The sequence below is a fragment of the Gulosibacter molinativorax genome, assembly GCF_003010915.2.
In the GTDB taxonomy this organism is placed as follows: Bacteria; Actinomycetota; Actinomycetes; order Actinomycetales; family Microbacteriaceae; genus Gulosibacter; species Gulosibacter molinativorax.
Map to the genome: position 1 here is coordinate 3,114,699 of NZ_CP028426.1, position 19,255 is coordinate 3,133,953.

16 protein-coding genes are annotated in these 19,255 nt (G+C 65.4%); 10 read left to right on the forward strand and 6 right to left on the reverse strand.

Annotated features, from left to right (window positions below; all coding sequences use genetic code 11):
- Positions 1 to 27: 27 nt before the first annotated feature.
- Positions 28 to 864: a biotin--[acetyl-CoA-carboxylase] ligase gene (locus GMOLON4_RS14500; protein WP_051267116.1), complete on the forward strand. Its 837-nt coding sequence runs from the start codon at positions 28 to 30 to the stop codon at positions 862 to 864.
- The gene (locus tag GMOLON4_RS14505) at positions 861 to 1,436 is read left to right on the forward strand and encodes a PH domain-containing protein (RefSeq protein ID WP_026937443.1); all 576 of its coding nucleotides are present in this window, start codon (positions 861 to 863) and stop codon (positions 1,434 to 1,436) included. Before GMOLON4_RS14500 ends, GMOLON4_RS14505 begins: the two co-directional genes overlap by 4 nt.
- A 110-nt stretch (positions 1,437 to 1,546) precedes the next feature.
- On the opposite strand, the gene GMOLON4_RS14510 is transcribed toward GMOLON4_RS14505, so the two are convergent.
- On the reverse strand, positions 1,547 to 2,053 hold the full coding sequence (locus tag GMOLON4_RS14510; RefSeq protein ID WP_035733294.1) for a GtrA family protein: 507 nt from the start codon (positions 2,051 to 2,053) through the stop codon (positions 1,547 to 1,549).
- Between the two features lie 316 nt (positions 2,054 to 2,369).
- Between GMOLON4_RS14510 and GMOLON4_RS14515 the strand changes: the two genes are divergently transcribed.
- On the forward strand, positions 2,370 to 3,587 hold the full coding sequence (locus tag GMOLON4_RS14515; RefSeq protein ID WP_084147593.1) for a 5-(carboxyamino)imidazole ribonucleotide synthase: 1,218 nt from the start codon (positions 2,370 to 2,372) through the stop codon (positions 3,585 to 3,587).
- Between the two features lie 29 nt (positions 3,588 to 3,616).
- Entirely contained in the window at positions 3,617 to 4,090 is a 474-nt protein-coding gene (gene purE / locus GMOLON4_RS14520; RefSeq protein WP_106486624.1) for a 5-(carboxyamino)imidazole ribonucleotide mutase, read from the forward strand.
- Positions 4,091 to 4,169: 79 nt separating this feature from the next.
- Here the strand turns inward: purE and GMOLON4_RS14525 are convergent, their stop codons facing one another.
- Entirely contained in the window at positions 4,170 to 4,604 is a 435-nt protein-coding gene (locus GMOLON4_RS14525) for a VOC family protein (RefSeq protein ID WP_026937441.1), read from the reverse strand.
- A 259-nt stretch (positions 4,605 to 4,863) separates the two neighbouring features.
- Positions 4,864 to 7,182, reverse strand: a complete 2,319-nt coding sequence (locus GMOLON4_RS14530) for a LamG-like jellyroll fold domain-containing protein (protein ID WP_051267114.1) — start codon at positions 7,180 to 7,182, stop codon at positions 4,864 to 4,866.
- Positions 7,183 to 7,451: 269 nt separating this feature from the next.
- Here GMOLON4_RS14530 and GMOLON4_RS14535 point away from each other — a divergent pair, with 269 nt between their 5' ends.
- On the forward strand, positions 7,452 to 8,837 hold the full coding sequence (locus GMOLON4_RS14535; protein WP_169516529.1) for an LCP family protein: 1,386 nt from the start codon (positions 7,452 to 7,454) through the stop codon (positions 8,835 to 8,837).
- A gap of 84 nt (positions 8,838 to 8,921) precedes the next feature.
- Here GMOLON4_RS14535 and GMOLON4_RS14540 read toward each other — a convergent pair whose 3' ends face one another.
- Complete coding sequence (locus GMOLON4_RS14540; RefSeq protein ID WP_026937440.1) at positions 8,922 to 10,067, reverse strand: glycosyltransferase family 4 protein; 1,146 nt, start codon at positions 10,065 to 10,067, stop codon at positions 8,922 to 8,924.
- A 342-nt stretch (positions 10,068 to 10,409) separates the two neighbouring features.
- Between GMOLON4_RS14540 and GMOLON4_RS14545 the strand changes: the two genes are divergently transcribed.
- Positions 10,410 to 11,735 carry a UDP-glucose dehydrogenase family protein gene (locus GMOLON4_RS14545; RefSeq protein ID WP_026937439.1) on the forward strand — a complete coding sequence of 442 codons (1,326 nt, stop codon included), beginning with the start codon at positions 10,410 to 10,412 and terminating at the stop codon, positions 11,733 to 11,735.
- 78 nt (positions 11,736 to 11,813) lie between these two features.
- Here GMOLON4_RS14545 and GMOLON4_RS14550 read toward each other — a convergent pair whose 3' ends face one another.
- Together GMOLON4_RS14550 and GMOLON4_RS14555 are read right to left on the reverse strand one after the other, a co-directional pair.
- Positions 11,814 to 13,154, reverse strand: a complete 1,341-nt coding sequence (locus tag GMOLON4_RS14550; protein WP_084147591.1) for a M23 family metallopeptidase — start codon at positions 13,152 to 13,154, stop codon at positions 11,814 to 11,816.
- Between the two features lie 191 nt (positions 13,155 to 13,345).
- Positions 13,346 to 14,833, reverse strand: coding sequence for an O-antigen ligase family protein (locus GMOLON4_RS14555; protein ID WP_051267109.1), 1,488 nt, complete (start codon positions 14,831 to 14,833; stop codon positions 13,346 to 13,348).
- A gap of 232 nt (positions 14,834 to 15,065) precedes the next feature.
- Here GMOLON4_RS14555 and GMOLON4_RS14560 point away from each other — a divergent pair, with 232 nt between their 5' ends.
- From GMOLON4_RS14560 to GMOLON4_RS14575, 4 genes are all read left to right on the forward strand, one after another.
- Positions 15,066 to 15,560 (forward strand): hypothetical protein, encoded by a 495-nt coding sequence (locus GMOLON4_RS14560; RefSeq protein WP_026937438.1) that lies wholly within the window; start codon positions 15,066 to 15,068, stop codon positions 15,558 to 15,560.
- Positions 15,560 to 17,320, forward strand: a complete 1,761-nt coding sequence (locus tag GMOLON4_RS14565) for a hypothetical protein (protein ID WP_051267107.1) — start codon at positions 15,560 to 15,562, stop codon at positions 17,318 to 17,320. The genes GMOLON4_RS14560 and GMOLON4_RS14565 overlap by 1 nt, the downstream gene beginning before the upstream one ends.
- Before the next feature lie 133 nt (positions 17,321 to 17,453).
- Positions 17,454 to 18,719: a mannose-6-phosphate isomerase, class I gene (gene manA, locus GMOLON4_RS14570; protein WP_026937437.1), complete on the forward strand. Its 1,266-nt coding sequence runs from the start codon at positions 17,454 to 17,456 to the stop codon at positions 18,717 to 18,719.
- 162 nt (positions 18,720 to 18,881) lie between these two features.
- A complete protein-coding gene (locus GMOLON4_RS14575) occupies positions 18,882 to 19,193 on the forward strand; it encodes a WhiB family transcriptional regulator (RefSeq protein ID WP_026937436.1) in 312 nt (103 codons plus the stop codon).
- The last annotated feature ends 62 nt before the right edge of the window (positions 19,194 to 19,255 follow it).

Sequence of the window (19,255 nt, forward strand, 5' to 3'; positions counted from 1 at the left end):
CTGCGCGGAGAAATTGGGAGACCAGGTATGCCAGAACTCACCGATGTGCAGCTCAGCGCTGGCTCGAGCGCGCCGCTCGAGTGGCACGATGAAGTCGCGGGGACGAACGCGCTCATGCGCGAGCGCTTCGTCGATCAGGAAGAGCGCTTCGTGCCCTTCCACAGCATCGCCACGGGATCGCAGACCGCAGGCCGCGGCCGCCTCGATCGCGAGTGGGTCGCACCTGCGGGCGCATCGCTCGCGATTTCGACATACCTCGAGTTTTCGGCGGATGCGGCGAGAGAGTCGATCGGCTGGGTCCCGCTGGCAGCCGGGGTCGCGCTGCGGGATGCGCTGGTCGAGCTGGCGCCGACGCTCGCCGAGCAGCTCTCAATCAAGTGGCCGAACGACCTGCTGCTGAACGGCAAGAAGGTCTCGGGCATCCTCGGCGAGATGCTTGGAGTGGTCGACGGCGGCGAGCGTTTTGCGTGTGTCGTCGGCGTCGGGGTGAACCTCACGACGCCCGAGAGCGGGCTCCCCACCGAGCGCGCAATCGCCCTCGATTCGGTCAGCGTCGAAGTCACCGGCCGTGCGCTTGCGGCGACGTTCGTGCGGAAGCTAGCCACGCGCATCCTTGAACTCACGGCCACGAACGGCGACGCGGATGCCGCGGGACTGCGCGCCGATCTCTTGTTGCACTGCAGCACGATCGATTCCGACGTGCGGGTGACGTTGCCGGGGGATGCGGATCTCGTCGGTCGTGCAATCGGCATCACCGCGCAGGGCAATCTTGAAGTGCGCGACGCGCGCGGTGAGGTGCACGCCATCAACGTCGGCGATATCGAGCACGTGCGCCCCGCCGGTCGAATCGGGGAGGGCGAGTGACGCAGTTTCCGCCCGCCGGTTGGAGTGACCCGAATCAGCAACAGCGCCTGCAAAGCCAGCAGCACGTCGCAAACCACGGCGGCGGGCAACCGGCGCGCCCCGAGTTTCGTGTCGCCGCGATGCGGCAGCATGCCCGCCGAGTCATCCTGCCGTCCCTCATCCTTATCGCTGCGGCGGCGGTGATTGGCTACAGCTTTCGCGGACTTCGCGAACCGGGAGACTGGGTGACGTGGGCAGTTATCGCGGGGATCGTGGCCGTGTTGTTCGGAATCGCGCCCATAGTCGCATGGCTTCGTCACCGCTACGAGATCACGACCGTGCGAACGATGTCGCGCCGCGGGCTCATCCGCTCGGTCAAGCGCGAGATCGCGCATCACCAGGTCGTCAAGGTCGAGATGCAGCGCAATCCGTGGCAGGCAATCTTCGGGTCGGGCACGATTTACCTGACCGCGGTGAACGGTCGCGTGTTCGATCTCAAGGATGTGCCGAACGCGGTGACGGTGACGCAGGCGTTGCGGGAGCTCACCGGCAACGTGAATCGTCACACCGACGAGCCCGAGCAGGCTGAGTAATCAAGTTCAGTGAGTAGGTGGCGGAGCCGCTTTGCAAGCTCAGTGAGTAGGCGGCGGAGCCGCCGTATCGAACTGCGCGGGCCCCTTTCGATACGCCTCTTCGCGGCTACTCAAGGTGCGGTCGCCGCTTCGCGGCTACTCAAGGTATCGTCCGCCGCATCCTGAACCTCGAGCCAATGCTGCCGCTTCGGCGAGTACACCCACCAGCGGTAGAGCGCGAAGCGGAAGACCGAGCCGAGGCCGATGCCGATGAGGTTTGACACATTGTCGACGACGAGCGACTGCCAGCCGAGCAGGTAGTGCGTGATCCACAGGGGGACGAGCCCGATGACCATGCCGGCGAGGCTGACACCGAGGAACTCGAGGCCCTCGCGCGTGGCATGTTGGCCGGTCGCGCGATGCTTGCGGAACGTCCAGAATCGATTGCCGAGCCAGCTCCACGCAATCGCGACGAGCGTCGCGATCACCTTCGCGACCATCGGTCCGAGCGCATGAGCTTCCGGCGTCAGGATGGTCGTGCGCAGCAGAGTGTAGACACCGAGGTCGACGAAGACCCCAAGGCCACCGATCAGCCCAAACTTGAGCAACTGACCCACGAGGTGGCGAAACCAAGGCATTGAGAATCGCCGCGGGCTCGTACCCGGATGGGCGTGCGAGTCGGCGTGATCAGCCGCGATTACGGCAAGCGCGCCCGAGTGAGGGTGGGGCGAATCTTGCCATGATCGATCGTGGTGTTCGTCAGTCAAATGCGCTCTCTCAGAAGTCGGCACGTCACGAGGACGTCCTCCGATTGTCCCACGGTGACCCCATGAACGTAACCCAGGTGCGACAATAACGGGGTAGTTACGCCTGAAGGCGTACGCGAGGCGGATCATTCCGCCAGGCCGACTCAAGTCGGTGATCGAGAGAATTCGAGCAGGAAGGCAGTTGCGGATGGGTGTGCCGGTCGTAGGCGTAGTGGGCGGTGGGCAGCTGGCCCGGATGATGGTTCCCGCGGCGGTTGAGCTCGGGATCGAGATTCGGGTGCTCGCGGAGGTTGAGGGCTCATCGGCACGACTGGCCGCGACGCAGGTGGGCGACTACCGCGATGTTGACACTGTCATGGCCTTTGCGAAAGACGTTGACGTCGTGACGTTCGATCACGAGCATGTGCCGCAGAACGTGTTGCGCGCGATGGTCGATGCCGGTATCTCGGTGCAGCCGGGCCCGGATGCACTGGAATTTGCGCAGGACAAGCTGCGGATGCGCGAGCGGCTGACTGAGCTCGGTGCCCCGGTTCCAGCCTGGGCGGCCGTGTCCAATGCCGAGGAGCTGCAGCGATTCATCGATGAGCACCGCGGTGTCGCAATCCTCAAGACCCCGCGAGGCGGTTACGACGGTCGCGGCGTGCGCGTGGTGCGCTCGGGCGAGGAGGGCGCCGACTGGTTCCAGGACTTCGACCGGCTGCTCGTGGAGGAGCTCGTCGAGTTCCGTCGCGAGCTCGCGCAGCTGATCGCGCGGCGCCCGAGCGGCGAGATCCGCGTGTGGCCGGTTGCCGAGACCGTTCAGCGTGGCGGGGTCTGCCACGAGGTCATCGCGCCCGCCCCGGGTGCTGGCAGCGGTGCGAACCGGTTCGCCGAGGTTGCCACCGGTATCGCGGAGTCGATCGCGGAAGGGCTGGACGTGACCGGCGTGCTGGCGGTCGAGATGTTCGAGACGACCGACTCGCGGCTCCTCGTCAACGAGCTCGCGATGCGCCCACACAATTCGGGGCACTGGACGATCGACGGTTCCCGCACGAGCCAGTTCGAGCAGCACCTGCGTGCGGTGCTCGACCTCCCGCTCGGCGACCCGGCGGCGCTCGACGCGCACTCGGTGATGGTCAACATCCTGGGCGGGCCGCAGGAGGAAGCGATCACCGATCGATTCGCCGTCGCGATGGAACACGTCCCGGACGCGAAGCTGCACACCTATGGCAAGTCCGCGCGTCCGGGACGCAAGGTCGGCCACGTCACCGTGACCGGCGATGACCTCGACGAGGTCATGTACCGCGCGCGCACCGCGGCGGGATTCTTCGACGACCCTGACACCGAAACCGACACTGGCACCGACACCGACACCGACACCGCAACCGAGACCAGCACCAGCACCAACACCGAGGAGACACGTTGACCGAAGCGACCGCCCGCGTGGGCATCATCATGGGCTCGGACTCGGACTGGCCGGTCATGAGCGAGGCCGCCGCCGCGCTGCGCGAGTTCGGCGTCGAATTCGAAGTTGAAGTGGTCTCGGCACACCGCACTCCCGACAAGATGGTGGACTATGCCCGTGGTGCTCGCGACCGCGGCATCCAGGTCATCATTGCCGGCGCGGGCGGGGCCGCGCACCTGCCCGGCATGGTCGCATCCATGACCACGCTGCCGGTGATTGGCGTGCCTGTGCCGCTCAAGTACCTCGATGGGATGGATTCGCTGCTTTCGATCGTGCAGATGCCGGGCGGCATCCCGGTCGCCACAGTGTCGATCGGCGGCGCGAAGAACGCCGGGATCCTCGCGGCGCGCATCCTCGGCTCGACCGAACAGGCCGTGGCCGACAAGCTGCAGGACTACGCCGACGGGCTCACCGCGATGGTCGCGGAGAAGAACGCCGCGCTGCAGGCGAAGGTGGGCGGCTAGCGCGCGAGATACGGTGCTTCGCCCTACTCAACGAGCGGCGCTGAGTAGGGCGAAGCACCGTCGCGAACAGTGCCGCTGGCTATGCGGGCTGTGCCGCCGCGCCCACGTTCACGCTCCACTCGATATTGAACTTGTCGGTGAGCTGCCCGTAGGTATCGCCCCAGATTTGCGTCTCGAAGGGCATCCCGACGGTGCCGCCCTCGCTGAGTGCATTGAAGTAGGTCGTGCCCTCGTCGATGTCGTCGCCCCACAGCGAGATCGATAGGTGGTTACCGACGACATAGGCCGCGTTGTCCTCAGTCATGCGCGGGTCGTAGTCGGAGGCGGCGAGCGTAATCGCGCCACCCGTGATAGCGGCGTGCATCACCCAGCCGTGCGCCGGGTCGTCTTCGGGGGTGCCGAATTCGCCGTATGTGGCGACGTTGAGCTCGCCGCCGAAGATGCCGTGGTAGAACTCCATGGCCTCGCGCGCCTTGCCATCGAAGGTGAGGTAGGGAACTGCATTTACGGTCATGATCAGGTCCTTTTTCTATCGAGACGACTGGTCTTTCGAAGCGGAGTGGAGTGCCCGACGCTGCTTCGGCGCAGTGAGCGCAGACACAGGGTAGGTCCCGCACCATGGGGTTCCCCGAATCGCCGATGATTGCCACCAAGCGGATACGCCGGAAGCTAAGTCGCCAGGAACGCGGCCGCCAAAACGCCGAAGGCCGTGCCGATCAACAAGATCGGCACGGCCTTCGGTCGGTTAATCGCGGGATGCGGTCAGCGAGTGACTAGACGTTCTCGCGGCGCTGGCGCAGCACCAGCAGCAGACCGCCACCGAGCAGCAGCGCGATCAGCGCGAGTAGCGGCCACGCGATGTCGGCACCGGTCTGTGCCAGGCCGTCCTCGCCTGCGTCGGTCGAGCCGCCGGTTTCGTCGACGGATGCGCTGGGCGCGGTGGTTGCGCCAGCGTCAGTCGAGGTCGGGGCTGTCGAGGTCGGCGCAGCGGTCTCGGTCGGCGCAACCGTCTCGGTCGGCTGAGCAGTTTCGGTCGGCTGAGCCGTCTCGGTCGGCGCAACCGTCTCGGTCGGTTCGGTCGCGGCGTCGGCACGCGAGGTCAGCCACTGGTCGGCACCGAGGGGAGCTGCAACCATGCGGACTTCACCGAGGCAGCCAAGGTAACCCGACTGGCGGTCGCCGGCGTACGAGCCAGCACCAAGAACCCACTGCGCGGCGGCGTCGTGGGCGATGCCGGTCGTGCCGGGGGCGTTACGGAGCACGGGGACACCGTCGACGTAGAGCGTGGTCATGCCGGTCGCCGGGTCGTTGACCGCGGCGAGGTGCAGCCACTCGCCGAGGTTGACGATCTCGCCCGACCAGTTCGAGGATTCAACGGGCGGGTTCTGCGAGTCGACGAACGAGAACTGCACCTCGTTGAGGGTCGAGAACGCCCACGCGAACGGCGGCTCCTCACCTTCGGTGTTGGCGTAGCCATCGATGTTGCCGCGCTGGCCGTCACGGGTGAGCCACTGCATCCACGCGTTGTCGGTGGTCGAGTACTCGGGATCGATCTTGACGAAGGCTTCGAGCGTGAAGCCGTTCGAGAAGGTCTCCGAGTTCACCGGAGCGTCGGCGTCGGTGAGGAAGTAGCTCGCGACGTTGTCGACGCGGCTGGCGTTGTCGAAGCAGACCGAACCGGCGTTGGCCGAGAGCGGGTGGTGGTCAGTCGACCAGGTGACGTCAGACTCCTGTGCGTGCGTCACGGGGGCCTCGTTGAGCGGCGCGCGCGTGAAGTCGTTGCCAGCTGCGATGTCGGTGATGACCGAGCCAACCGGGGCAATCTCGCCGTCGGCCTTGTCGGTCGGCATCGTCCAGTGCGCCACGGTGTTGTCTACCTGCGGGTAGTCGGATGCGTCGGCCGGCAGCTGCTGCTGCGGCGCCTCGGGCGCGTTGTAGTTCGTGGTGAGGTAGTCGCGCAGGGCTGCAGTCGCCGATGCGTCGTCAGCGGCGCCGACGGTGAGGTCGGGGAATCGGGATGCGAAGTCGAAGTCAATCGTGAACGACTGGCCCCCGCCGGTGAGCAGCGCCTGGTCATCGGCAACGAGCGTGTCGGTCGGCTTCTCGAGGACCCACGGCGAGAACGAGGTCTGGTGGATCTTGTTGTTCGTGAGGTCGAGCTCGACGAGGCCCATGTAGCCGTTACCGCCCATGTACGCCATCTGGTAGTCCATGAGGACCTGGTGCACGGGGTTGCCGAAGTTGTTCGTGCGCTCCCACTTGGTCGCACCGTGGTGGTGGCCGTTGAAGGTCAGGAAGACCTGGTCGTGGTTTGCGATGACCTGCTCCCACACGCGCTCGCCGAATTCGGTCGAGATCGGGGTCGAGCCGTCACCAGCGACGTTGATGAGCTGGTGCGAGTTGACGATCGTCGGGAGGTCAGGATGCGCATCCAGCACATCCGAGGCCCACTGAAGGGATGCGTCGGTCGCCTGCCAAGAGAGGTTCATGACCAGGAACTGCTGGCCGTCGACCTCGAAGATGTGGTACTCGTGGGCACCGGTCTCGTCGCGGCCACCGAAGGTCGAGTTGAGCGCGGCGCGTTCCGGAGTGAAGTTCTCGAGGTAGGTGTCGTAGGCGACAGGGTCGGTGTCGGATGCGCCAGCACCAACATCGTGGTTGCCCGCGAGAATCGAGTACGGGTGCCCCGCATCCTCGAGGGTCTGCATCGCGGCGTCGGCAACCGCCCACTGCTCGGGGTGGTTCTGCTGGTCGACGATGTCACCGAGGTGCATTGACATCGCAATGCCGTACTGGTCCTGGTTGTCGGCGAGCCACTGCGTCTGCGCGGCGTATGGCTCCGAGCCGTACGTCGCCATGTACTGGTTGCCGGTCTCTTCCGTCGAGTAGCGCGAGTAGAACTGGGTGTCGGGGATCACACCGAGCGTGAATCGAGCGCCGAGTTCGTTCATCGAGGCGTCGGCAGGGATCGTCGTGTCTTCGGCGTGCGCGGCGGAGGCGGGCGTCAGCAGCCCCGCCGTGGCGCCAATCGCGAGGGAGAGGCCGAGCGCCCCGAGTCCCCGCGCGCGGCGCGTTGCGAATGTTCTAAACAAGTGAGTGCAGCCCTTCAGGAAGCATTGCTGGGAAAGGAAAGGCCGCAGATGAAACCGTAGTCATCATGCGGACCGCGAATAGGCTCACACGGTGGATGAACGACTTGCGCGGCAGAAGTTGTCGTGGAGGCATCTCGCAGGTAAACAATTGTGTTTGTCTGCGGCGGTCGCGCGCGACTTGCGAAAGCCCGCGCGAGCCCGACAACTCGGCGACGTTCCCCGAGTTGTGTGCGCGCATCCCAACTAGGGTCGCTACCCTTGTCCGAGTTATGAGCAAATCCTTGCCGCTTCGGCACCCCGACACCTCCGACCCCGAGTTCATGACTCGCCGGGCTTGGTGGCTCGTCATCGCGAATGTTTTGGTGCCCGGCGCCGGGCCGCTGCTGTCGGGCAATCGGCGGTTCGGCCGCTTGGGCCTGCGCCTCTGGCTCTACGCGCTGCTCGCGATCGTCGTGATCGTGCTGTTGATGCTGGTCTTGCGCGGCCCGCTGCTCTTCTTCCTCACGACGTGGTGGGGGCTCGGGATCGTCGCGGCCGTCGTCCTCGCATACGGCATTTGGATGGGCATCACGATGCTCGAGACGCTCCGGCAGGTGAAGCTGTTTCGGGTGGATGCGTTTGCTCGCGGCCTCGTGACCGTGGTCGCGGTGATCCTCGGTGTCATCCCGATCTTCGTCGGCGGCTTCGGCGCGGCGAACATCCTGCAGGCGCAGAGCGCCGTGCAGTCGATCTTCGGCGGGCCGAGCGCCGGGCTCAAGCTTCCGGCGGACGGTCGCCTCAACGTGCTGCTACTGGGCGGGGACGCGGGGAAGACTCGCGAGGGGATGCGCCCGGACTCGATCTCGGTGATGAGCTTCAACGCGTTCACCGGGCAGGCCACGACGATCGGTATCCCGCGAACGACCGTGAATTTCGGGTTCGCCGAGGGCCCGATGCATGACTTATATCCCGAGGGCTACTACAACTGCAATGTCTCGGTGTGCTACCTCAACTCGGTCTACACCGAGGTGACGTATCACGACTACGACATGTACCAGGACGCCGAGAGCAAGGGCTCGGACAAGGGCATCGAGGCGACCAAGGACGCCGTCGAGTGGATCACCGGGCTCGATATTCAGTACTACGTCTTCATTAACATGGACGGCTTCTCCGACCTCATCGACGCGATGGGTGGGGTGACGATCGATGTTAAGGAACCGGTCGTCATGGGGGCGAATGACGAGGGCCAGGAGGGCTGGAAACCGCCGGTCGGGACGATCGAGCCCGGCGTGCAGACCTTGGATGGGTACACGGCCCTCTGGTACGCGCGCTCGCGGTACGAGGCCACCGACTACGACCGCATGCAGCGCCAGCGCGAGTTGCAGGATGCGATCATCGCCCAGCTGCCGAAGGCCATGATCGGCAAGAGTGGCCCGATCCTCGGCGTGCTCGACGAGGTCGTGAAGACGGATATGCCGAAGGGTGAGGCGGGCATCATCGCCGACCTCGTGCTGAAGTCGCGGGGGCGCGATGACAGCGTGAAGCTGCAGCTTTCGCCGCCGAACATGGACCCGGACAATCCAGACTTCGACGCCGCCCGGGTCCTCATCGACGAGGCGATCAAGAACCCCCAGCCGGAGGAGACCGCGGCGTCGACTGAGGCACCCGCCCCGTAGCCCCGCCGCTCGGTGAGTAGCCGCGCAGCGGCGTATCGAAGCGCCCCTCGATACGGCCTTCGGCCTACTCGGGGAGCGGTGGGCCTACAGGTCCGCGTGGAGGTGCCAGACGAGGTCGCCGGAGTAGCCCCAGGAGTAGACCGGCGCGCGGTCGTACCCGGCGGTCGTGAGCGTCTGCTGCAGCTCGACGTCGTGCAGGACGTTTGACAGCGCGATCGCGAGGCGTTGCTCGAAGGTTTCGGGGTTCTCGAGCGACACGTGCAGCGACGCGCCCTGCGAAACTTCGTTGAGCGCGGGCAGATCGCTATGCACGACCGGCGTGCCGGAACGGAATGCCTCGAGCACCGAGAGCCCGATGCCCTCGTAGGTCGCGGGGAGGCAGAAGACCGACGCGTGGTGGAAGACCACCGCGAGTTCCGCATCCGTCAACACTCCGAGCGTGCGCACGCGGTGGCGGGCCACGCCGGCCTCCTCGCACAGCGAGTCGATCGATGTCTCGCCAAAGGTGTCGCTGCCCGCGTGAACGAGCACCGCATCCGCGAGCTGCGGGAGGGCCAGCGCCCGAATCAGCCGGTCGATGCCGCGGTGAGGCTCGAGCGAGCCGAGCGACAGAATGTAGTCGCCCGGCAGATTGAGGCGCATCTCGATCTCGCTCGAGAGCTTCGGGTCGTCGGGCATCCGCACGTTGATCGGTGCCGCGCCGGGAACCACGCGCAGCCGGTCACGGAACTCGAAGAGCTCGCCGACCTGCTCCGCGAGGGCGTGGGTTGGGGTGACCACCGCATCCGCGAACTGCCAGGCGCGCTTGAGCTGCGCCTTCTGCCAGCGCACCTCCGCGGTCGGCAGGCCCTCGGGATGCGTCCAGGCGCGGGTGTCGGAGACGGTCACGATCGTCTGCTGCGGGCCGCCGGTCTCGGCCGCGCGAATCGGCGCGAACAGGCTGGGCGCGTGATAAAGGCCCTCGCCAAACACCGAGGTGAACAGCCCGTGCTGCCACGACTTCGCGAGCGTCTTGTGGTTGAGCTTTGCGACCTGGATGTCGCTGATGCCGTTCAGCCGGTTGAGGAGCTGGTTTTCTTGCTCGGGCGTGATCTGCGAGACGACGCCGACGACCTCGCAGTTGGCGGGCGCGCGGCGAATCACCTCGCGCGCGAGGTTTTCTGCGTAGCGGTCGACGGCGCCGGGCACGGGCACGAGGAGCTCGTCGACGAAGTACTTGAGCGTCACCATGTTGTGGCGCGCACCTCCAGATCGGCAGTAATGCCGCGGTGGATGTGTTGGTACATGGAGCTCCTTGGTCCTGGCGTAGACGCGTGGTGTCGGCGGATGCGCGCATCGAGAACGGCGCTAAGCCTATCCAAGAGCAAGTCTGAAATCGGTGAGCGCGCGCCGCATCCGGACGCAGTAGCCGGTGCAGTACCCCGCGCGGGTGACATCCGCGGCGGCGCGTGGCTGGTCGGCAATCGGATGCGCGCTCGCAAGATGAAGTTTGGCTCGCGTTCAAATTGCTCGGGTTGCCTGAGTGGACACATTCGCTTATCGGCGGATGCAGCTCCACACGAAAGCGACAACATGAAGCTGATCTCAGTCATTGGCTGCGGCTACCTCGGTGCGGTACACGCCGCGTGTATGGCAGAACTCGGTCACACGGTCATCGGGCTTGACACCGACACCGAAAAGATCGCGGAACTGGCCGCGGGGCGCGCGCCCTTCTACGAGCCCGGTCTGAACGAATTGCTCGAGCGAAACGTCGCGGCGGGGCGGCTTAAGTTCACCTCGAAGTATCGCGATATTGCGGATGCGGATGTGCACTTCATTGCGGTCGGCACGCCGCAGCTGGCCACTGGGGAAGGCGCCGACCTGCGCTTCGTCGACGCCGCGAGCGACGCGCTGGCCGCGGTGCTGCCGAGGCATCGGAAGGTCGCGCCGCTCATCGCGGGGAAATCGACCGTGCCAGTGGGGACGGCGAGCCGACTCGCCAAGCTGTTCGGCAAGCGCGGCGCGGTGCTCGCCTGGAACCCCGAGTTCCTCCGCGAGGGCTTCGCAGTCAAGGACACGCTGAGCCCCGACCGCATCGTCTACGGGCTGCCCGAGAAAAAATCGGAGGCGAAGCTCGCCGAGAAGCTGCTCGATGAGGTGTACGCGCGGCTCCTGGACGAGGACATCCCGAAGATCACCGCCGACTACGCCACGGCAGAGCTCGTGAAGACATCGGCGAACGCATTCCTCGCGACGAAGATCTCGTTCATCAACGCGATGGCCGAGTTGTGCGATGCGACGGGCGCAGACGTGACGACACTCGCGAAGGCGATTGGCCACGACGACCGCATCGGCAAGAAGTTCCTGCGCGCGGGCGTGGGGTTTGGCGGCGGCTGCCTGCCGAAGGACATTCGCGCGTTCATCGCTCGCGCGGAAGAGCTCGGTGCGGGTCGGTCGCTCGAGTTTCTCCGCAACGTGGATGCGGTCAATAGCCGCCAGCGGATGCGTGCGGTTGAGCTGCTGCAGGAGAGCCTCGATCGCCCGCTCGAGGGCGCGACGATCGCGGTGCTGGGCGCCGCGTTCAAGCCGGACAGCGACGACATTCGTGACTCGCCCGCACTCGACATCGCAGCGAAGGTCGCGGAGCTCGGGGCAACGGTGCGCGTCACCGACCCGCAGGCCGTGGACAACGTGCGGCGTCGGCAGCCCGAGCGGCTCGTCGTCGACACGGTCGACGAGGCGATCGAAGGCGCGGATGCGGTCATGGTGCTGACCGAGTGGAAGGAATACCGCAAGCTCAACCCCAAGCGGGTCGGCAAACAGGTCGCGAACAAGCTCGTGATCGATGGGCGTAACTGTCTCGAGCAGGGCGAGTGGCGCGACGCTGGCTGGCAGTACGTGGGGATGGGTCGCCGCTAGTTAGGGCAGTTACAGCGTCTCAGCAGGCAAGGGGGCTCAGCTAGCTAGGGAGCTCAGCTAGCTAGGGAGCTCAGCTAGCTACGGGGTCTCCGAGGTGGCGGCATCGGTTCCGCTCGGGGCCTTAGGGCTGCCGGTGCCTTCAGCGGGCGTGCCGCCGTCGGCTGGCTCGGAAGTGTCTGTAGCCCCTTCGCCATCGGTGGGCTCGGCCTCGGGCGGATCGGGCGTGTCTGCGGGCGTGGTCGCCGGCGAGGAGGGCGTTGTCGATTGGTCTGGCGTTCCCGACTCGGGCGGCGCGATGGTGCCGTCTGAAGGGTTCGATTCCGTAGGCGTCGTCGACGGGTCCGTCATCGGCGACTCCGACGGTCCCGAGGTGGCTCCGCTTCCCGATGGCGGCGTCGTGGCCTGCGCCGAAGGCACGGATGCATCCGGTAGTTCTTTCGGATCGACCTCGAGCGTGTCTTCGTCGGGCAGCCAGCCCTCGCCCTCGGCGTCGGGATCCTCGTTCGCATGCCAGTCAACGCACGGCCGATCGATTACCTCGACGTCCTCGTCATCCGCGTACTTCTTGAGGAACGTGTACGGGTCAACGTGGGTCCCCTCGATGACGATCTCGAGGTGCAGGTGGGGGCCGGTAGACGCCCCCGTGTTGCCGAGTTCACCGAGCTTCTCACCCGCCACGACGACATCTCCGGCGCTGACGGTCAGCGAACCCGTGAGCATGTGCGCGTAGACGGACCGCGTCATCTTGCCGTCGACGCGGTGCTCGACGACGACGTGCACGCCGAGACCGCTCTGATCGGTCGGTGAGACGTCGATCACTATGCCGGCGGCGATCGACCCGATCGGGGAGCCTGCGGCGCCAGAGAAGTCGAGCCCGCGGTGATTCGACGAGCAGCCGCTGCAAGGCGAGTTACGCGGCCCGAACCCCGAGGTGATGTAGCGGTCGCGGGTTTCGAGCGGCCAGCGGACGGCATGCTGAGCGACGGCCGCACCGCCCTCGCCGAGCGCCGGATCCCGCTGCGCCGCAGGCTGCCCGGTGGGGCTTGACTGCGCAGAGGATGCGTCGAACGCGGGCCCGGGCGCCGCGGCACCCGCCGTCGCGGATTCTGGGGACGCCGCCCCACCTTGGCCGGTGCCAACACCGTCGCCCGGGCCATCACCGTTGCCAGACACGCCGCCCCGGATGCCTTGGCTCGCGTCGGTCGTTTCGGCATCCTCGGCCGGATGCGCGGGCTGGGTAGGGGAGGGGGTCGCGGTCGGGATGAGCTCGATTGTGGCTGGAGCGCTGGTGGGGTTGAACAGGTACACGACCGCGCCGGTCGCGAGCCCGGCCACGACGAGGGAGGACGTCGCGATGCGGAAGATCTGCCGCCGTTTTTGCGCCGCGAAGGCCGACTTGACCACCAATCGTGTCGACACAGCGGGAGCTCCTCGATGAGTTCACATCGCCACGCCGGATGACGATTGCTGCCTGCATCTTAGGCAGCTGAAACTGGGCAAAACCTCACCCTCTAAGGCGAATTTCTCAATTTGAAGATCGAACGCGCGCAGATTCGACGCAATTCGGTATTCGCTTCCTCTTAATTAAGCGAGGTCTCGCTACGGGATGATTAGAGGTCGCGTTTCGGGTCGAGGATGACCGTAATTGGCCCGGTGCGGTCGCCGACCGTCTGTCGGGGCAGGATGGACACATCCTGGACGCGGAGCTTCGAATAGATCGCGAAGTAGGTGAGCATGAACCAGCCGCCCTCCACGATCAGGCGCGACTCGGTCATCCCCTGGACAACGAGCGCGACCATGATGAGGAACGGGATTGTCGTGATGCCGGAGAGGTGCCCGTGAGCCGGGTCGCGTCGCGACGCGACCATGGGGGTATCGGGCCGGTTGATCGCGATCCACCACGTGCGGATGAACGTCGTGAACACTAGCCCGATGAACAGCGCGACGCCGATGAAGCCGACCTGCATCCACACGTCGAAGAACGCGTTGTGGGCCTGGTGATATGCCATACCCTGGACGATTGCGAGGTCATCAAACTCCGGGAGCCAGGGTGCCCAATAGCTGATCCAGCCGATGCCCACGACGGGGGACTCCGAACCGAGTTTGAAGACAGCGCGCCAGATGTCGCCGCGTCCCGTCATGTCGGAGGAGCGATTCATGAGCGCGAAGAGCTGCTCGTTGAAGGCGACCGCGAGATAGCTGCCGCCCAGCAGCCCGATTCCGACGACCGCGTACATCACCCAGCGCCACGCTCGCCGTAGCTTTCTACCGAGGTACACCAGCACCGTGCCGAACAGGATGAATGCGAGTGCGACGTAGGCCGTCGCGGAGTCGGTGAGTGCGAGCGCGACGCTCGCAAGCACGATCGACACGATGCCGTGAATCTTGCCGATGACGCCGTCGAAGAGCTGCGCGGCCGTGACGATCAGGGCGAGGAGCGCGACCATCGCCAGGAGGTTGCGATTGCCCATGATGCCCTGGATCGGGCCGCCGTCGAAGAGATCGCTGCGCGACCAGTAGAACCCGACTGGCAGGGGAGAGGGGATGTCGTCGGTCGCGAGCAGGTTCTCCAGCACGCCGGGGCGCAGGTACGTGGGCGGAATGACGCCCTCGCGGAAGAAGAGAGCGGCAATCAGCTCGAAGAGGAGCGAGGATGCGACGAGCAACCGCATCCCGACGCCCAGGGCGCGGATGAACTGGAAACGAGTGAGGGTCACGGCCATCGTCAGGGCGACGAACGCGGTGACGATTTGGACCAGGCTCCCGGCGACGGTCTCGAGGGGATATCGCGACCAGAACACCGAGACGAGGCACCAGCCGACAAACGCGAGGAGGCTCGTGGGTAGGTGCTGGATGCGCAAGGGCGGCCGCGCCTTCGCGTACGCCACGACGGCGAGCGCGACGATGGCGACCACGACGATTGCGTACCCCACCCAGCCGATCGTGTATCGGAAGAGGTCACCCGCGAACACGAGGATGAGGGTGGCCACGAGCAGTAGCATTTGCGGCGTGAACTTCCCGTGGAACTCGGATGCGATCTCCCGCTCTGAAAACACGCCGCGCGAGGGCGCGGCTGATTCAGGTCCTGTCGATGGCATGAGCTTCATTCTTACCGATTGCTGTTCTGGATCACGAAACGAAAACGGTATTGCAACTCGAATGTAACTTCTAGTGCGCACGCCGCTGAAGGATGGCCCGGTCAAGGCGACACGCCGGGTCCTCAGTGCTTTTCGGGGACGATTTTGGTGCTCGGCGTGACATTTGTGACGATTGTTATTAGTGTGGCCAGTGTTGTTTGAAGTGACGACACGCCGTGGAATGAGGAAATTGATGACCACCCTCGAAGTAATCAAAAGGCGCGTAAAGCCCGTTTTGGCGGGTGTTGCTGTTTCGGCAACTATTGCGCTTGCGCTCGCAGGCTGCGCGACCGGTTCAGGCCCGGGCACCCAGGCCGACGGGGCGACCTCGACGGATGCCGCGACTCCGGAGACCGCGGCGGTCGAGCCGACTGCAGCTCCGGATGACGACCGCTTGCAGGCCAACGTGATTGTGCTGGACGCGCGGTATGACGCCGCGGCCGGAACGATCGAGGTGAGCTCGATCGTGAACAACCACATCGGCGAGGGCACGTGCACGACCGCCGCGACCTCCGCAGAGGGTGAATCGCTCGAGGTCGAGACCGAGGCGCTCCCGGATGCGCAGAGCACCGTGTGCCCGACCGTGACGATTGACAACGTCCCGGAAGGTGACTGGAGCGTCACCGTGACCTTCGACAGCGCCGATGCCTTCGGCACCTCGGAGTCGACCCTCGTGGAGGCCCCGTAATGAAGCGGCTGATCAAACGAGTTTTGGCGACGGCGGGCGTTCTCGCGCTTGCCGCCGGTATCGGGGCGACCGGAGTTGCCACCGCGCCAGCCGCCCAGGCGGCGAATGCCTCGGACTTCAATGCCGGGATGCTCATCACCGACTCGTTATTCTTTGACTCTGATTCGATGACGGCGACCGAGGTGCAGAACTTCCTCGACGAGAAGGGTAAATACTGCGACTCGAACTGTCTGAAGGACCACACGCTCAGCACGTCGTCGCAGCCCGCGTCGTCACGCTGCGACGGCTACACGGGCCGCAGTAGCGAGACCGCGGCGCAGGTCATCACGAACGTGGCGGAGTCCTGCGGCATCTCGCCGATGGTTCTCCTCGTCATGCTCGAGAAGGAGACCTCGCTTGTCACGATGACCGACCCGTCCAACTGGCGCTACGAACGCGCAATGGGGTACTACTGCCCGGACGACCCGAACCGCCCCGGTTGGTGCGACCCCGAATATGCGGGCCTGTTTAACCAGCTCTACAACGCGTCCGCGCAGTTCCAGCGCTACACGCAGAACCCCACGTCGTATGGGTACAAGGCTGGCCAGACCAACAACATCCTCCTGAACCCCGATGCCTCGTGTGGCACGAAGTCGGTTTACATCGAGAACCAGGCCACCGCGAACCTCTACATCTACACGCCGTACACACCGAATCAGGCTGCGCTCGACAACCTCTACGGCGAGGGCAACTACTGCTCGGCGTATGGAAACCGGAACTTCTGGCGGCTGTACACCGACTGGTTCGGCCCGACGACGGCTACGGCGCCCAAGCAGAAGCCCGCGTCGAACCCGGAGCCGGCGGTGACGCCTACGCCGAAGCCGACGCCGACCCCGACGCCCACACCTACACCGACGCCGACTCCCAAGCCGACTACGACGGCAACGCCGACCCCGAAGCCGACTACGGCAACAACGCCGAAGCCGACTACGACGGCAACGCCGACTCAGAAGCCGACCACGACGGCGACCCCGAAGCCGACCGAGACCACGGCCCCGAAGCCGACGGAAACCGCGGCGCCGAAACCGGCCGCGACGCCAAAGCAGACCGAGGCCCCGACGAAGACCGAGGCCCCGACGAAGACTGAGGCGCCGAGCGAGACGGTGAAGCCGAAGGGATCCGCGATGTCGGTGGTCCCGAAGGTTGACACCAAGGACAAGGAGCCTGCGAAGGAGATGCCAGCCGCGGAAGAACCGAAGCAGCCGGCACCGACGACGCAGGAGCCAACGACTCAGGCGCCGAAGGAATCGACCTCGTCCACGAACAACACGGTGACCGACGCGTCGGGAGCGGACAAGCCTACGACCGGTAGCTCCGCCACGTCGCCGCAGAACTCCGTCAGCGACAACGCCAACTCGACGCGCCACCCCGACGTGAAGACCGACGGTGCAGACGGCTCGGCGGTAGCCGAGGCGGGACCTGCTGCGGGCGCGGTTGACACCGTTGCGCAGGCGGATAAGTCCGAAGAGTCGTCGCTCTCCATCATCCCGCCGAGCGACAAGGGCGATGAGGCGAGCGGCGCACCCAGCGCGGGTGACGCATCCGAGCAGCCGAACGATGCGGGGCTGACGGTCCTGCCGTCGACGAGCGTCGAGGCCGTTGCGCAAGACGATGCGCTCGCACAAACCGGTGCCGCGCAGCTGCTCGTCACGCTCGGAATCGTGCTCTCGCTCGGCGTGATTGGGGCCACACTGGTCATCGCTCGCCGACAGCCGAGCTAGCGAGTTCGCGCGGCAAAACTGACCGCTGAAAATGGGCCTGAGGATGTATCCTCGGGCCCATTTTCGGTTGACCGCGCGCAGTCACTTTCAAGTGTCAAGGAGTTGGTTAAACGTGGGGGATACTGTCTGAGGAATGTTTGTGGAAATCGAGAACACGCCGATTCGCTATGCGTGGGGTGCACGAGGTGCGCTCAGTGAGTATCTGGGCAATGCAGGCGTGCTCGTCGAACCTGAAACCGGCACGGGTGACTCCGCGCCGATCCAGGCAGAGGTGTGGCTGGGCAGCCACTACGGCTCACCCTCGCGGATTTCGCGACCGGAAACTGCTAGCGGCGCGAAGGACCTCGCCGAGTGGATCGAGCGCGACCCCGAAGCTGCGCTGGGCCGCTACGCGCAGGGACTGCGCGTGGGCGATCCTGTCCGACTCCCATTCCTCTTGAAGGTCCTCGCGGCAGGGAAGCCCCTGTCGCTCCAGGTGCATCCTTCCTTGCAGAAAGCGCGCGAAGGCTTCGCCGCCGAGGAAGCCGAGGGAATTCCCCGGCTCGCGCACAATCGCAACTACCGCGACCCGTTCCACAAGCCCGAACTGCTCGTTGCGCTGAGTCCGGAAATGTCGGCGCTCGCGGGGTTCCGCGATTTCGTCGAGGTGAAGGAACTTGTCCAGCATGTCTCGACCTTCGCAGGCGGGGCCTTCGGGGCCTTCGCGACGCGCGTCGACGCGCTCGAGGATAGCGAATCGCTCGGGGAACTCGTTGCCTGGGTCCTCGAGGGCTCGCCCGAGGCGCTCGCGGCCGCGAAAGCAGTGGATGCGTGGCTCGACTCCGCGGACGATCGCTACGGCCGGGAGCGCGAAAACGTGCGGCGCATCCGCACTGAACACCCGAATGACTCGGGTGTGTTGACGACGTTGCTGATGAACCACATCCAATTGCGCCGTGGCGAATCGGTCTACGTCCGCAGCGGCACAATTCACGCGTACCTCGAGGGCGTCGGGATCGAGATCATGGCGGCCAGCGACAACGTGCTGCGCGGTGGGCTCACGAACAAGCACGTCGATGTTCCCGAACTCCTGCGGGTGCTGGATTGCTCGCCGACCCCGCCGCCACTGCTTGAACCGGTGGAGCAAGCACCGGGGCACATGATTTTGTCAGGTGCCGAACCAGACTTCCGTTTGCACCGATTCACGGGCGAATTGATTGGGGTCGACGTGAACGGTCCGGGTATCGCGCTGTGTCTCGGGGATCGAGCCGAACTCGTCGGTGGGGATGGGGCGACTCACGCCCTCTCGCGCGGCGAAGCGGTCTACATCACGCAGGATGAGCGGCACGTCACGGTCTCGGCGGACGACCTCGTTATCGCGTCGGCGGCCGTGCCAGCCGACGTTGCTTTGCCGCTTTAATAGGCAATTTCCTTCGGCGTGCCGCGCCTGGCAATCCGCCGAAACTTTAAAGGCCGGGTTTAAACTTATGGACTCCCCGGCTTGACGTGAGGCGAACTACACCGGTGTAATTGGTACCGGTAGTTGGGCAAGTCATTCGAAGAAAAAGTGGGGGTTGTGCTAATGGCTAAGTTGATACGCGATGTTCCGAGCAACTGGTACGTCGACCCGCTCGAACTGGGCGTACCGGGTGCTGAAGGGTACATCGGCGACGACAACCCGCTTTCGTGGCAGGCTGATGCGCTTTGCGCGCAGACTGACCCGGAGGCATTTTTCCCTGAAAAGGGTGGTTCCACGCGCGACGCAAAGCAGATCTGCCAGTCGTGCGAGGTTCGTAGCGAGTGCCTCGAGTACGCGCTCGAGAACGACGAACGCTTCGGTATCTGGGGCGGTCTGTCTGAGCGCGAACGCCGGAAACTGCGGAAGCAGGCGTAGCGAAACGCTTCGCAGGAATGTTGCAAGACCGTCGCCCACCCCACTGGGCGGCGGTCTTGATC

Coding starts and splice junctions, on each gene's coding strand:
- manA (WP_026937437.1), top strand. CDS start 17,454: ATGTTTGTGGAAATCGAGAACACGCCGATTCGCTATGCGTGGGGTGCA.
- GMOLON4_RS14565 (WP_051267107.1), top strand. CDS start 15,560: ATGAAGCGGCTGATCAAACGAGTTTTGGCGACGGCGGGCGTTCTCGCG.
- GMOLON4_RS14545 (WP_026937439.1), top strand. CDS start 10,410: ATGAAGCTGATCTCAGTCATTGGCTGCGGCTACCTCGGTGCGGTACAC.
- purE (WP_106486624.1), top strand. CDS start 3,617: ATGGGCTCGGACTCGGACTGGCCGGTCATGAGCGAGGCCGCCGCCGCG.
- GMOLON4_RS14535 (WP_169516529.1), top strand. CDS start 7,452: ATGAGCAAATCCTTGCCGCTTCGGCACCCCGACACCTCCGACCCCGAG.
- GMOLON4_RS14515 (WP_084147593.1), top strand. CDS start 2,370: ATGGGTGTGCCGGTCGTAGGCGTAGTGGGCGGTGGGCAGCTGGCCCGG.
- GMOLON4_RS14525 (WP_026937441.1), bottom strand. CDS start 4,604: ATGACCGTAAATGCAGTTCCCTACCTCACCTTCGATGGCAAGGCGCGC.
- GMOLON4_RS14540 (WP_026937440.1), bottom strand. CDS start 10,067: ATGGTGACGCTCAAGTACTTCGTCGACGAGCTCCTCGTGCCCGTGCCC.
- GMOLON4_RS14555 (WP_051267109.1), bottom strand. CDS start 14,833: ATGCCATCGACAGGACCTGAATCAGCCGCGCCCTCGCGCGGCGTGTTT.
- GMOLON4_RS14575 (WP_026937436.1), top strand. CDS start 18,882: ATGGCTAAGTTGATACGCGATGTTCCGAGCAACTGGTACGTCGACCCG.
- GMOLON4_RS14560 (WP_026937438.1), top strand. CDS start 15,066: ATGACCACCCTCGAAGTAATCAAAAGGCGCGTAAAGCCCGTTTTGGCG.
- GMOLON4_RS14500 (WP_051267116.1), top strand. CDS start 28: ATGCCAGAACTCACCGATGTGCAGCTCAGCGCTGGCTCGAGCGCGCCG.
- GMOLON4_RS14510 (WP_035733294.1), bottom strand. CDS start 2,053: ATGCCTTGGTTTCGCCACCTCGTGGGTCAGTTGCTCAAGTTTGGGCTG.